Source organism: Xanthomonas sp. LMG 12461 (assembly GCF_009192935.1).
Lineage (GTDB): Bacteria > Pseudomonadota > Gammaproteobacteria > Xanthomonadales > Xanthomonadaceae > Xanthomonas_A > Xanthomonas_A sontii.
The window spans coordinates 1-12,330 of sequence record NZ_NQYT01000074.1 but is presented as its reverse complement, the minus strand read 5'-3'; the positions used below and the strand labels follow the sequence as shown (position 1 = coordinate 12,330).

The 12,330-nt window shown below is 69.9% G+C and carries 14 protein-coding genes and 1 pseudogene; 4 read left to right on the top strand and 11 right to left on the bottom strand.

Annotated elements, in window-relative coordinates; translation table 11 throughout:
* Nucleotides 1–8: 8 nt before the first annotated feature.
* The 5 genes from CEK68_RS18050 to CEK68_RS18030 form a co-directional block, all read right to left on the bottom strand.
* A complete protein-coding gene (locus CEK68_RS18050) occupies nt 9–503 on the bottom strand; it encodes a hypothetical protein (RefSeq protein ID WP_152240200.1) in 495 nt (164 codons plus the stop codon).
* Nucleotides 504–629: 126 nt separating this feature from the next.
* Nucleotides 630–887 carry a cell division topological specificity factor MinE gene (gene minE, locus CEK68_RS18045; protein ID WP_017910131.1) on the bottom strand — a complete coding sequence of 86 codons (258 nt, stop codon included), beginning with the start codon at nt 885–887 and terminating at the stop codon, nt 630–632.
* A gap of 2 nt (nt 888–889) precedes the next feature.
* On the bottom strand, nt 890–1,699 hold the full coding sequence (gene minD / locus CEK68_RS18040) for a septum site-determining protein MinD (RefSeq protein WP_010340244.1): 810 nt from the start codon (nt 1,697–1,699) through the stop codon (nt 890–892).
* 36 nt (nt 1,700–1,735) lie between these two features.
* Nucleotides 1,736–2,497 (bottom strand): septum site-determining protein MinC, encoded by a 762-nt coding sequence (minC, locus tag CEK68_RS18035; RefSeq protein WP_148828815.1) that lies wholly within the window; start codon nt 2,495–2,497, stop codon nt 1,736–1,738.
* A gap of 2 nt (nt 2,498–2,499) precedes the next feature.
* Complete coding sequence (locus tag CEK68_RS18030; protein WP_010341204.1) at nt 2,500–3,093, bottom strand: GNAT family N-acetyltransferase; 594 nt, start codon at nt 3,091–3,093, stop codon at nt 2,500–2,502.
* Nucleotides 3,094–3,233: 140 nt separating this feature from the next.
* Between CEK68_RS18030 and CEK68_RS18025 the strand changes: the two genes are divergently transcribed.
* The 4 genes from CEK68_RS18025 to CEK68_RS18010 all read left to right on the top strand — a co-directional run bounded on the left by CEK68_RS18025 (nt 3,234) and on the right by CEK68_RS18010 (nt 7,162).
* A complete protein-coding gene (locus tag CEK68_RS18025) occupies nt 3,234–4,424 on the top strand; it encodes a sensor histidine kinase (RefSeq protein ID WP_152240199.1) in 1,191 nt (396 codons plus the stop codon).
* Complete coding sequence (locus CEK68_RS18020; RefSeq protein ID WP_017907693.1) at nt 4,424–5,065, top strand: response regulator transcription factor; 642 nt, start codon at nt 4,424–4,426, stop codon at nt 5,063–5,065. The genes CEK68_RS18025 and CEK68_RS18020 overlap by 1 nt, the downstream gene beginning before the upstream one ends.
* Before the next feature lie 457 nt (nt 5,066–5,522).
* Nucleotides 5,523–6,689 (top strand): polyketide cyclase, encoded by a 1,167-nt coding sequence (locus CEK68_RS18015; RefSeq protein WP_017907694.1) that lies wholly within the window; start codon nt 5,523–5,525, stop codon nt 6,687–6,689.
* 101 nt (nt 6,690–6,790) lie between these two features.
* Nucleotides 6,791–7,162: a DUF423 domain-containing protein gene (locus tag CEK68_RS18010; RefSeq protein ID WP_017907695.1), complete on the top strand. Its 372-nt coding sequence runs from the start codon at nt 6,791–6,793 to the stop codon at nt 7,160–7,162.
* 58 nt (nt 7,163–7,220) lie between these two features.
* On the opposite strand, the gene CEK68_RS18005 is transcribed toward CEK68_RS18010, so the two are convergent.
* From CEK68_RS18005 to CEK68_RS17980, 6 genes and pseudogenes are all read right to left on the bottom strand, one after another.
* Nucleotides 7,221–8,657: an FAD-binding oxidoreductase gene (locus tag CEK68_RS18005; RefSeq protein ID WP_152240198.1), complete on the bottom strand. Its 1,437-nt coding sequence runs from the start codon at nt 8,655–8,657 to the stop codon at nt 7,221–7,223.
* A gap of 40 nt (nt 8,658–8,697) precedes the next feature.
* On the bottom strand, nt 8,698–9,294 hold the full coding sequence (locus CEK68_RS18000; protein ID WP_152240197.1) for a hypothetical protein: 597 nt from the start codon (nt 9,292–9,294) through the stop codon (nt 8,698–8,700).
* Entirely contained in the window at nt 9,291–10,100 is an 810-nt protein-coding gene (locus CEK68_RS17995; RefSeq protein WP_152240196.1) for a D-alanyl-D-alanine carboxypeptidase family protein, read from the bottom strand. Before CEK68_RS17995 ends, CEK68_RS18000 begins: the two co-directional genes overlap by 4 nt.
* An 82-nt stretch (nt 10,101–10,182) precedes the next feature.
* A complete protein-coding gene (locus tag CEK68_RS17990; RefSeq protein WP_152240195.1) occupies nt 10,183–11,001 on the bottom strand; it encodes an APH(3') family aminoglycoside O-phosphotransferase in 819 nt (272 codons plus the stop codon).
* A gap of 246 nt (nt 11,002–11,247) precedes the next feature.
* The gene (locus CEK68_RS17985; protein ID WP_226977945.1) at nt 11,248–11,841 is read right to left on the bottom strand and encodes a hypothetical protein; all 594 of its coding nucleotides are present in this window, start codon (nt 11,839–11,841) and stop codon (nt 11,248–11,250) included.
* Nucleotides 11,838–12,330, bottom strand: a pseudogene (locus CEK68_RS17980) (hypothetical protein); the annotation flags it as partial. The gene CEK68_RS17985 and the pseudogene CEK68_RS17980, both read right to left, overlap by 4 nt.

Genomic DNA, 12,330 nt, shown 5'->3' with positions numbered 1-12,330 from the left:
ACGACGGGCTAGGCTTGCGCCGGCAGCAGCCCGCGTTGCGCCAGCCAGGCGCGCGCGTCGTCGGCGTCCTGTTCGAACCAGGCGCGGGTGGAGCCCAGCCGGTAGGTGTAGCCCCAGGCGTCCATGTCCGCCATCAGCCGCGCACGGCCCACGCCGGGCAGGGCGTCAGCCAGCACGATCTGCAGGTAGCAGGTGGCGTCTTCTTCTTCCACCGAGTCGGTGGCGTCGGTATGCACCTGCGCGCGCCGCTGCGGCGGCAGCACGATCAGGTGGCAGGCTTCGTGCAGCAGCGAATGCACCGGCGTGTCGTCGCGCACATAGACGTCGCTGGCGATCACCCCCGCCTCCGGCTCGCCCCAGTAGCTGCCGGGAATGGCGGCGCCGTCGGCGACGCGGTGCAGGGTCAGCCCGTAGCCGGCCAGCAGCGCACGCGGCGCGTCCAGGCCGATGGCGCCCACGGTCAGCACCTGGGCGGCGGCGGGGAGGGCGGTATCGGTCTGCATCGTGTGGAGGTCGTCGGGATGGAAAAGGCGCGGCGGGCGCGCCCGATCACGGCAGGCACAGCGCGTCGCGGCGCCGGCCCGGATCGACGCGTCAGCCGCGGCGGCTGCCACGGCCGACGCGCGGCCTCAGGGCGTCGGCCCTTCCGGCAGGGCGACGGAGATGTCGAGCACGTCGTGCTCGCCGTCCTTGACCAGGTCCACCTTGACCGCGTCGGCGTCGATGTTGACGTACTTCTTGATCACTTCCAGCAGTTCGCGCTGCAGCAGCGGCAGATAGTCCGGGCCGCCGCGCTGGCTGCGTTCCTGCGCGATGATGATCTGCAGGCGGTTCTTCGCGGTTTCGGCGGTGTTCTTCTTGGTCTTGAGGAAATCGAATAGTCCCATGCTCACCCTCCGAACAACTTGGTGAAGAAGCCCTTCTTCTCCACGGAGATGAAACGCATCGGACGTTCCTCGCCGAGAATGCGCGCCACGGCGTCCTCGTAGGCCTGGCCGGCCGGGGATTCGGCGTCCAGGATCACCGGCTCGCCCTTGTTGGAGGCGTTGAGCACGTCGCCGGATTCGGGAATCACGCCGATCGCCTTCAGGCCGAGCACTTCCTCCACGTCGCCGATGCTAAGCATCTCGCCGGTTTCCACGCGCGCCGGGCTGTAGCGGGTCAGCAGCAGGAACGCGGGCAGGCTCTTGCCGCTCTCGGCCTTGTGGGTCTTGGAGTCGAGCAGGCCGAGGATGCGGTCGGAGTCGCGCACCGAGGACACTTCCGGGTTGACCACCACCACCGCGCGGTCGGCGAAGTACATCGCCAGGAACGCGCCCTTCTCGATGCCGGCCGGCGAATCGCAGACGATGTAGTCGAAGCCGTCGGCGGCCAGGTCCTTGAGCACCTTCTCCACGCCTTCCTGGGTCAGCGCGTCCTTGTCGCGGGTCTGCGAGGCGGCCAGCACGAACAGGTTGTCGAAGCGCTTGTCCTTGATCAGCGCCTGCTTCAGCGTGGCTTCGTTGTGCACCACGTTGACGAAGTCGTACACCACGCGGCGCTCGCAGCCCATGATCAGGTCGAGGTTGCGCAGGCCCACGTCGAAGTCGATCACGGCGACCTTCTTGCCGCGTCGCGCCAGCCCGCAGGCCAGGCTCGCGCTGGTGGTGGTCTTGCCGACGCCGCCCTTGCCGGAGGTGACAACGATAATTTCAGCCAAAGGACTATCTCCTGATACGTTCGAGGTTGGGCCGCGTCAGTCTTGCGCGGCGATCATGATCTGGTCCTGCTCCAGCCAGACCTGGACGGCCTTGCCACGCAGTTCCTTGGGAATATCGTCCAGCACCTTGTAGTGGCCGGCAATGGCGACCAGTTCGGCGTGGAAGTCGCGGCAGAAGATCCGCGCCTCGGTGTTGCCCTGGGCGCCGGCCAGCGCACGGCCGCGCAGCGTGCCGTAGATGTGGATGCTGCCGTCGGAGATCACCTCGGCGCCGGCGCCGACGGTGGCCACTACGGTCAGGTCGCAGTTCTCCGCATACAGCTGTTGCCCGGAGCGCACCGCGCTCTTCTGCATGCGCCCGGGTTGCGGCCGTGCCGCCGGAGCGGGCGGCGGCGGAGGCGGGGGCGGCGGCGAGACCGGTGCCGCCGCCGCAGCGGGCGCGCCGCCATCGAAGCGCTCGTACTGTGCGCGGAACTTGGCCAGCAGCGGCAGCCCCAGCGCCACCGACAGCTCCTCGATCTCGCGGGTGCCGTAGGCCAGCGCCACCGGCAGCACGCCGGCGTCGCGCAGCCCGTCCAGCAGCGCCTGCGCGGTGGCCACGTCAGGGGTCTGTGCCAGCCCGCCGAAATCGATGATCACCGCGGCCCGGCCGAACAGCTTGGGCGCGCGCTGCACGCGCTCGCGCATCTCCTGGCTCAGCCGCGCCACGTCCAGCGTGCGCACGCGCAGGTTGGCGATGCCGACCTGGCCGATCTTCAGTTCGCCGGCCTGCTCGAAGTCCAGATTCACCGACGACACGCTCAGGTCCCGGTCGGGCGCTGCGCCCGCTGCAGACGATGGGCGTGGCCGGCCCAGGGCAGGTCGGGCAGGGTGTCGCCGTAGGTTTCGCGCACCCAGGCGTAACTGCACAGATCCTTCAACAGCATGCTCGCACGCACCTCCACTTCGTTCATCGTGTTCTGGCCCACTTCGCGGAAACCGAAGCTGCCATGGAACAGCAGCGCCGCATCGGCGCCGTGATCCAGGAAAACCTCGCACGCCAGTTGCGGGTAGCGCAACTCGGCGTAGCTCTGCACGTCGGCGTAGAACGCCCGGCCGACGCCGCCGCCGCGGCGGCGGCTGGCCACCACGATGCGGTCGATATAGAAAAACTGCGGGTAGCGCTCGCGGAACCAGGCGAAGTTGCTGCTGTCGTGGTCGCTGTCGCTGCCGAAGCCGACCAGGAAGCCGGCCAGGTTGCCGTCGCGCTCGGCGACGCGGAAGTACTCTGCGGTTTCGTAGAAGCGGTGCAGCTTGGCCGAATCCAGCGGCAGGATCGCCAGTCCGGCGTTGTTGTTCAGGGCCAGGACCGAATCGAGCTCGTGCTCGCGCACGTCGCGGATGACGATCGACATTGAGACTCCATTGCTGATGCGCGCGCGGCCCCGTGCGGACCGCAGGGGCGGATTATCGCACGCGCGACCCGGGGCGGCGAGCCGCGCCGGCATGACTTCCGTGGGAGTGCAATGCGCGCCGTTCATCCTAAGATGGCTGCATGTTGGGATATCTCAGCCATACCCGCGTCCTGCGCTATGCCGGCCTGTTCACCTGGGCCGTCATCTGCATGCCGTTGCTGTACCTGTACTGGGAGCCGGTCGAGGAATCGGGGCGGATGCCCAGCGGCGAGGTGTGGCTGCTGCTGGCCAGCTACCTGGGCTTCGGCGTGGTCTATTTCCTGCTGACCCGGCGCCTGCACAGCGGCGACGGCGTACGCTGGTACGACCGCGGCATGCTGGTGCTGCTGACCATCTGCGCCCTGGCGGTCGGCTACCTGCACCGCTCGGGGCTGGGCAGCATCCTGATGATGGTCGCGGCCGGGGTGATCCCCTGGCTGCTGCCGGTGCGCGCCGGCGTGGCCTGGCTGCTGCTGAGCCAGCTGGCGGTGCTGCCGGTGTACCTGACCATCGGCTTCCCGCCATTCGAGGCGCTGATGCAGTCGCTGCTGTACGGCGGCTTTTCCATGTTCATTTTCGTCACCAGCCTGGTCGCGCGCCAGCAGACCCAGGCGCGGGAGGAGCAGCGCCAGCTCAACGCCGAGTTGCGCGCCACCCGTGCGCTGCTGGCCGAGAGCGCCCGGGTCAACGAGCGCACGCGGATCTCGCGCGAACTGCACGACCTGCTCGGCCACCACCTGACCGCGCTGAGCCTGAACCTGGAAGTGGCCGGCCACATCACCGAGGGCCGCGCGCAGGAGCACGTGCAGCAGGCGCATACCCTGGCCAAGCTGCTGCTGACCGACGTGCGCGAGGCGGTCAGCCAGTTGCGCGACAGCGGCGCGATCGACCTGGCGGCGGCGCTGCGGCCGCTGGCCGAGCGGGTGCCGTCGCTGCAGATCCATCTGCAGGTGGAGGAGCCGCTGACCGTGGAGGATCCCGAGCGTGCGCACGTGTTGCTGCGCTGCACCCAGGAGATCATCACCAACGCGGTGCGCCACGCCCAGGCCGACAATCTGTGGATCGAGGTGCGCCGCGACGGCCCGCAGGTGGTGATCCAGGCGCGCGACGACGGCCGCGGTTGCGAGACCCTGGCCCCCGGCAACGGCCTGCGCGGCATGCGCGAGCGCCTGAGCCAGTACGGCGGCAGCCTGGACGTGGCGGCCGCGCCGGGCGCCGGCTTCCGCCTGCGCGCCGCCGTTCCCGGCGCCGCCACCCTGCTGCCGCCCGCCGTTCCCCAAGGAGTGTTGTGATGATCCGTGTGTGTCTGGTCGACGATCAAACCCTGGTGCGGCAGGGCATCCGCTCGCTGCTGGCGCTGGACGGCGGCATCGAGGTGGTGGCCGAGGCCAGCGATGGCCGCCAGGCGGTGGAGTTGATCCCGCAGGTGCTGCCCGACGTGGTGCTGATGGACATGCGCATGCCGTCGATGTCCGGGCTGGAGGCGCTGCAGACGCTGTCGCGCGCCGCCGCGCTGCCGCCGACCATCATCCTGACCACCTTCGACGACGACCAGTTGGTGCTGGCCGGGCTCAAGGCCGGGGCCAAGGGCTATCTGCTCAAGGACGTGTCGCTGGAGCAACTGGTCGGCGCGATCCGCACCGTGGCCGCCGGCGGCTCGCTGGTGCAGCCGGCGGTGACCCAGCGCCTGCTGTCCGGCCTGGAGCATATGCGCAACGACTTCGTCAGCCTTGACCGGCCCGACCCGCTGACCGACCGTGAGACCGAGATCCTACGGCTGATGGCCAGCGGCTTCTCCAACAAGGAGATCGCCAACTCGCTGGGCGTGGCCGAGGGCACGATCAAGAACCACGTCTCCAACATTCTCTCCAAGCTCGGCGTGCGCGACCGGACCCGTGCGGTGCTGAAGGCGTTCGAGCTGCAGTTGGTCTGACCGAGCAGGATGCCCCCGCCCGGCGCCGCAGGTGGTCTGAACGAGACAGGATGACTGCCGGCGGAGGCGGGTCGCGCGCACGCCGGCCGGGTCCCGTGTCACCGGAGGCCATGCAAACCGTGCAGGCATGGCGTTGTCGCGCCTGTCGCACGCAGGCAAGTGGTCTGGCCTCGGCTAGGCGTGGCCCGGACACGTCCGGCTGTCCGAGAGTGCCGCCGTTGCTCGATTCGATGCGGGCAGGTCCTGAGTGCGTCGGCCTGTCCGCCGCCGTCGCCGGGACAATGGTCTGGTCGTCCCCAGCGTCGCGCGCACCGGCGCTGCCGGCAACGCGCAAGGCCGTTGCGGCGCGGGGCGAAGCGGCATTCCGTGATGTGCTGACCACGGACAGCGAAGCCTGCTAGGATGGGCGCTTCGCTTCATCAACCCGGCCGTGGGATCGGCCCCGGAGACCTCCTGAATGACCCGTATTATCGAGTTCCTGATCGCCCTGGGGATCGTGGCTGGCCTGTTCGTCATTGTCGGCGTGGTGCTGCCCTCGGAGCGTCACATGTCCGAAAGCGTCGAGACCAATCGGCGCATGACCATCGTCTATGACACGGTCAACAGCCTGCGTCGGTTCAAGGACTGGAACCCCCTGGTGCTGCGCGACCCGCGCATCGAGCTGAAGCTCTCCGGCCCGGAATCCGGTGTCGGCGCGCGCCTGGACTACAGCTCCAAGGAGGGCTACATCGGCAAGGGTAGCTGGACCATCACCTCGACCGAGAAGAACAAGGACGTGGTCATCGCCATCGAGGACGAGACCAAGGGCAAGGACAAGACCACCACCTTCAAGCTCGAGTCGACCGGCAAGAACGGCCGCAACGTGAAGATCACCCAGGACTACACCGTCAAGTACGGTTGGGACCTGCTGGGTCGTTACGCCGGCCTGTACGTCAGCCGCCATGTCGGCGACGACATCAAGCTAGGTCTGTCGCGCCTGAGCAACGTGCTGGCCACCGTGCCGAACGTGGACTACCGCTCCGACGACACCCCGCTGAAGGACCTGAAGGTCGTCGACGTCCCGGCCGAGGACCTGCTGGTGGTCAACGCCGGCAACATCGACCGCGACAACGACTCCATCAAGAAGTCCATCAAGGACAACCAGGAGTGGATCAAGCGGGTGATGGACGCCAACGGCCTGGAAGCGGCCGGTCCGGTGCGCATCGTCACCACCGACTTCGGCTCGGACAAGTACGCGTTCGACGTCGCCCAGCCGGTCCGCAAGCGTGCCGGTGGCGCGCCGAAGGACGACGCCAAGAAGGATGAGAAGAAGGACGACAAGAAGGACGACGTGGCCGCCGCGCCGGTCGATGCCACCCCGGTTGCCGCCTCCGGCGAGCCGCTGAAGGTGACCATCCCGCAGGGCGCCCCGGTCACCTACCTGCGTACCGAAGCACACCGCTCCGCCTTCGCCAGCTACACCGGCCACATGGCGGGTCTGGATGCGGCGCGCAATGCGCTGCGCGCCTGGGCCGCGACCAGCGGCTACGACGTGACCGACCGTCCGTACGAAGCCTGGAAGGGCGGGGTGGACAAGTCGTTCACGCCGGAAGGCACCTACGACATCTACTGGGCGATCAAGTAAGTCCTGCCCTGGTGGACGAGTGAACCGGAACGCGCCGCATCTTGCGGCGCGTTCTGTTTATGGGGCCGGCAAACGCTGCCGCGCTCCCGGAGGAAACCCTCATGCTGACGTTCGATCGCCGTACGCGCGGGCCGTTCTGGCTGTGCAGTGCCGGCGCGCTGCTGGCGGCCGTGTCCATCGGCCTGTCCGCCTATGCTTCGCACGGCGTGGCCGAGCCCCTGGCGCAATCGCACCTGCAGACCGCGGCGCTGTACGCCTTCGGCCACGGCGTGGCGCTGGCGGCGCTGGGACGCCGCAGCGAGCGACTGCTCGGGCGCCTGGCGCTGTGCCTGTTGCTGCTCGGCACCGTGCTGTTCTCCGGCAGCCTGGCCGGCAACGCGCTGGCGCAGTGGCCGACGCGTCTGGCGCCGATCGGTGGCACCACGCTGATGCTGGGCTGGCTGCTGTGGGCGGTGGACGCGTTGCGGCGCTGAGGCCGGCAATTCGCCGCATGCCGTCCCGGCCCTGGCAGTGTCGGGCGCGCGTACCGGGCTACGCGCGCGGCAGGTACTTGTCCCACAGATGGTTGCGGAAACGTCCCTCTGGGTCCACCTGACGCTTGATCCGCGCGAACGCCGCTGCCTCCGGATAGGCCGCGGCGAACTGGCGTGTGCTGGCATGCAGACGGTATGGCAGGTAGTAGCGGCCGCCGTGTGCCAGTGCGGCATCGATCAGCTGCCGCGTCCATATCGCCGAGGCGCGGTCCGCGGCCATTCCGCTGCGCTGCTTGTGGTACAGCACGAACGAGAACACCGGTTGCGTCGCCCAGCGCAGCAACGCCACCGTATCGGCGGGCGAGTGGCGGATGGACACGTTGAGCGCAGTGACCGCGTGGCGACGCAGGATCGCGGCCATTTCCTGCGCGAATGCGGCGAATGCGGACACCGGCACGAAGTATTCCTGCAGCAGGAAGGTGGATAGCCGCCGGGTGCGCGGTTCCAGCGCATTCGCATCCAGGCTGGCCTGGCAGTTGCGGCGCATGACCGCTGGTGTGTGCAGCAGCGGTTCGGTCTGATAGCGCTCGCGCAGCCACGGGCCTATCGGTAGCTCCGAGGCAGCCCAGATCATGGTCTGTTCGCGCGCGTAGTCCTGCCCGCGGGGCAGCAACCGGCGGGGCTCGGTCGGTGTCGCGGTGCTGCGTCGCCAGGTCACCGCCAGTGGCCGGTCGAAGCGTGGTGGCATCAGATCGGCGTTGTGCATGACCGCCAGCGGATCGCCGGCGATGCGTTCGGCGAAGAAGGCCGGGTAGTCGGCCAGTGGTAGCTGCTGGACGTGGCGTTCGAGTACATCGTTGTGGGCCAGCGACAGCTCGGCCTCGGTGATCACGCCGAGCCCGCCGTAGCCGCCGATCGCCGCGGCGAACAGCGCCGGTTCACGCTGGCGATCGAGTTCGTGCACGTTGCCTTGCGCATCGACCAGTTGCAGTGCCTGCACCGTGTGCGCGATCGGGCCGGCGTGCAGGTAGCGGCCGTGGCAATTGACCGAGATCGAGCCACCGACGCTGAAGTTGCTGTAGCTCTGCATCACCGCAATCGAAAGATCGTGCGGATCGATCCGGTCCTGCACATCGCGCCAGCGCATGCCGCTGCGCACGCGGATCCGCTGCGCTTCCCGATCCAGCCGCACCACGCCGACCAGGCTGCGCAGATCCAGATGCAGCGAATCGGCGGCACTGACCTGGCCGCCCATGCTGTAGCACGCGCCCCCAACCGACACCGTGCCGTTGCTGTCGCGCAGCAGGGCGGCCACCTCCGCGGTGCTGCGCGGTTGCGCGATACGTGCGACGCGGGTCCGGTCGATGGCGGCGATGTCGCCGACCTCCAGTGGATCCGGGGCGCTGCGGCCGCATCCCGGCAGCGCCAGGGCGGTGCCCGCGCCGAGCAGCGTGGCGCAGGCGGCACGGCGGCTATGATCGATGTGCTCGTCCATCAACGACGCTGTCCTTGGAGCCGATGGGGCAGTGGGTCGCTCAGGGGGCGGCCACCAACTCGATCCGCGTCTGCAGCCGCACCCACGCGTCCTGGCTGGGATCGTTGACCGTGACCTGCACGGTGTAGGTGCCGAGCGGGTCGCTGTCCTCGAAACGCAGTTGCACCGACAGCGGCGCCAGTTCCAGCAGGCCGGCGGCGGCCGGTGGGCCGCCCATGCCCAGGGGCCGCATTGGGTCCTGCAGCGTGGTGCCGCCGTCGGGGCCGAGCACGCGCAGGCTCATCTGCGCATCGCAGGCGCCACCGTTGTTGGGGCTGGGCGCGCAGCCGGAGTACAGCAGCGCCACGCGCAGCAACTGGCCGCGCTGCACGCGCGCGATCGTGCGCAGGTTCGGCGCATGCGCGGCCTCGGTCTGCCCCCACTCCTGCGCGAACGCGCTGAAGTCGGCGTCGTCGGCGATCTGCAGTGCGGCGGCGAAGGCCTTGTCGTGGCCGCGCTCGGCGCTGTCCGGCAGCGCCTGGCCCTGCCGGTCGTGCCATTGCGCGGCGGCGCAGGTGGGCAGGGCCAGGGCCAGCAGGGTCAAGGCCCGCCAGGCGGCGGTGCCGGCGCGCGGCCGGCGGGTATCGGAACGGGTCATGCGCAAGCGGCCTCCTGCCAGCACCAGTGCCAGGGTTCGTAGACGATGCCATGCGGGTTGTCGCGCGGATAGCTCATGCGGTAGCCGAAGGCGCCGGCGTGGTCGTGCAGCCAGGCGAAGGCCGGCGTGCGCTCGAAACTTTCCTCGGCCGGCGGCTCGCCGGGTGTGCCGATGTCCAGGGCGTGCCCGCTGTGGTGCTCGCTGAACCCCGGCGCGGCATTGACCGCGAGGATCTGCTCGAGATTCTGCCCGCGGGCGAACTTGCGCGCGAAGATGCCCAGTTGATACGCGTGGCTGCGATAGCCGGAGATCGCCTCCAGCACCACGCCATCGCGCGCGGCGGCATGGCGCAGCGCGTGCCAGGCGCGTGCGGCGCCGGCGCTCAGCCACAGCGGGCGTCGGTAGCGGTCGTTGCCGGCCGCGTGCAGGGTGGCCGGTTCCGGCTGCAGCGGCAGGCCGGTGCGTTGCGCGTAGGCGTCGGCGGCCAGGCCCAACTGGTCCAGTTGCTCCTGCAGCGCGTGCAGCGGCAACCAGGTCTCATCAGCCGCCATCGTGCCGCGTGCGGGCAGCGCGTCGAGCCGATCCAGGGCCGCGTCGATGCCGGGTTCGTGCATCAGTCGCGGCACCAGCGCGTGCAGTCCGTGTGCGTTCGCGGTCGCCAGGTAGCGCCCGTCGTGCTTGCGCCGCAGCAGCCAGGTCGCCTGCGTGAGCTGGCGCGCGTCGGCGTTGCTGCGCGCGCGCAGTCGCGCGGCCGGTAGCAGTTCGATGGTCTCGGTGTTGAGCAGCAGGCTGGGGACGGTGCGCATCGGCACAGGGTAGGGCCAAGCAGCGCGGGCGGCCAGTCGTGGGGCGATCCTGCCGCGTTGCACACGACGCGGCAGACGCGGCTCAGAAGAACTCGTCGAGCAACTGGTGGAACTGCAGCCGCGTGAGGTCCGGCGTGGCGATGCCGTACGCGGCGAAGAAGCGATCGGCGAGCGCCGGGTCGAATTCGTCCAGGCAACTGGCCAGGATCGCCAGGTCCTGGTACGGGTCGGCGACGCCGGCGCGGCCGAGGTCGATCACGCCGACCACGTGGTCTGGCGCATCGAGCAGGATGTTGTCCAGCGAGTAGTCGCCGTGGCACAGCACGCGCTCGCTGGCCAGCGGCAGCAGCGCGGTCATCGCCTGCCACACCGCCTCCGCCGACCAGCCGGCACGCGCCTCGTTGAAGTCCTCGGTGTCGACCAGGCCCGCCTGCAGCCGGCGTTGCGCAGCGGCCAGGCGCAGCGGGTGAGTGGCGTCGAACGGACAGGTATCGATCGGCGTGGCGTGGAAGCGGCGCAGGAACTCGGCCAGCGCCTGTGCGATGCGTTGCGCCTGCGCGGGCGCGTCCTGCAGCCATTGGTAGGCGGTCCTGCCCGGCAGCGCTTCGCTCAGCAGCCAGGCGCCGGCGGCGTCGGCCTCGAAATGCAGCACGCGCGGCACGCAGCCCGTTCCGCGCAGCCAGTGCAGCCGCGCGAACTCGTCTACCACGTCGTCGTGCGAGGCGCCGGTGCCGCGCTTGAGGTACAGGTCCGGCGTGCCGGTGCCGCCGAGCCGATAGACCATGGCGCCTGCTTCGCCGACCAGATTGCGGTGCCAGTGCAGGCCGTGCAGCCGCGCCGACAGCGTCGGCGGCAGCGCCGGTGCGGTGGCGGGAGTCTCGCGGGGCGCGGTGTGGTCCATCGGACCGATCCTTGAGGCGTCATGTGGAGGCGGCGTCGTCGCCGTCGTCGCGACGCGCGCGGCTGGCGACGAGGACGCGCGTGGCTGGTGTTCCAGCATATATCGCTTCGCGTACGCCAGAACGCTCGACGCGGTGTGCTCCACGGATCGGGCGCGTCGCGCGGCGAGACCTTGCCGCACCGCGCAGCATGTCGTGCCCTGCGCGGCCGGTCGCAGCAGCGACCGACGCGGCGAGGCCCGCCGGACTCAGGCCATGCGGCGCGCCGTGCCGCGCGTGTCTTCGCCGCAGTGTGCTTGCGCCGCGAGTGTCTGCCATTCCTGCAGCACCTGCCTGGGGTGTTCGACGCTGAGCAGCAGCCAGCCGCCGGCGTGCAGCGGAACGGCCAGGACGCGATCGCTGGTGATCAGGCAGAACGCCTTGTCCCCGTCGCGGGTGCGGTAGTGGCCGGCATGGAAACCGCGGTAGCCGAAACCGAGCAGCTTCAAGGCCGGCTTGAAGCCGGTGTGCTCGGACAGCGCGATCACGCGCGCGTCCCCCAGGCGCAGCGCGGCCAGCGGTACGCGCTTGGTCAGGAACGTCGCACGCACGTCCACCAGGCCCTCGTGCAGCAGCACGCGCTGCCGCGCGAAGGTGGCGGTGCCGGCCACGCCGATCAGCGCCAGCAGCCCGAAATGCCACCACAGCGCACCAGGCCGCGCGGCATGCAGCGCGAAGCCACCGATCACGGCGGCGACGAGCAGCAGCGGCAGCCACAGCCACAAGGCCAGGCCCAGGCGATGCGCCGGCGCCACCGGATACCGCCGTGCCGGGGAGGGTGACGTGGATCGCAGCCGGCTCATGGTGTGGCGCCGTGGCTGGCGGGCAGGGCGCGCACCCAGGCGGCGACATCGGCGATCAGGGCCGGGTCGACGTGGCCGGGCGTGGCGTACTCGGCCGGTCCGGGGGCGCCGCTGCCGGCGATGCCCAGGTGGTTCAGCGCGTCGTAGCGGTGCAGGGTGGCATGCGGATCATCGGCCAGCGCCTGTTGCCACCGTTGCCAGTCCGGCGCGGTGACCTGGAAATCGCGCTCGCCCTGCAGCCACAGCACCGGCATCGGCCCGAGCGCGCGGACGTCGGCGACCGGATCGACCTGTTCGATCGCGCGCCAATAGGTGGCAGGTACGTCCAATGGCGAATCGCTGCGCGCGACCTCGCCACTGCCGCGGACCTTGGCCACGCGGCGCTCGAGCTCGGCCAGCGCCGCCTGCCGCTGCGGCGACGGTGGATGTTCCTGGCTCAGCAGGTAGCGGTTCTGCTCGATCAACAGGTCCAGCAGCGGTCGCGCCGGC

Coding starts and splice junctions, on each gene's coding strand:
- CEK68_RS18050 (WP_152240200.1), bottom strand. CDS start 503: ATGCAGACCGATACCGCCCTCCCCGCCGCCGCCCAGGTGCTGACCGTG.
- minE (WP_017910131.1), bottom strand. CDS start 887: ATGGGACTATTCGATTTCCTCAAGACCAAGAAGAACACCGCCGAAACC.
- CEK68_RS18030 (WP_010341204.1), bottom strand. CDS start 3,093: ATGTCGATCGTCATCCGCGACGTGCGCGAGCACGAGCTCGATTCGGTC.
- CEK68_RS18025 (WP_152240199.1), top strand. CDS start 3,234: ATGTTGGGATATCTCAGCCATACCCGCGTCCTGCGCTATGCCGGCCTG.
- CEK68_RS18020 (WP_017907693.1), top strand. CDS start 4,424: ATGATCCGTGTGTGTCTGGTCGACGATCAAACCCTGGTGCGGCAGGGC.
- CEK68_RS18015 (WP_017907694.1), top strand. CDS start 5,523: ATGACCCGTATTATCGAGTTCCTGATCGCCCTGGGGATCGTGGCTGGC.
- CEK68_RS18010 (WP_017907695.1), top strand. CDS start 6,791: ATGCTGACGTTCGATCGCCGTACGCGCGGGCCGTTCTGGCTGTGCAGT.
- CEK68_RS18005 (WP_152240198.1), bottom strand. CDS start 8,657: ATGGACGAGCACATCGATCATAGCCGCCGTGCCGCCTGCGCCACGCTG.
- CEK68_RS18000 (WP_152240197.1), bottom strand. CDS start 9,294: ATGACCCGTTCCGATACCCGCCGGCCGCGCGCCGGCACCGCCGCCTGG.
- CEK68_RS17995 (WP_152240196.1), bottom strand. CDS start 10,100: ATGCGCACCGTCCCCAGCCTGCTGCTCAACACCGAGACCATCGAACTG.
- CEK68_RS17990 (WP_152240195.1), bottom strand. CDS start 11,001: ATGGACCACACCGCGCCCCGCGAGACTCCCGCCACCGCACCGGCGCTG.
- CEK68_RS17985 (WP_226977945.1), bottom strand. CDS start 11,841: ATGAGCCGGCTGCGATCCACGTCACCCTCCCCGGCACGGCGGTATCCG.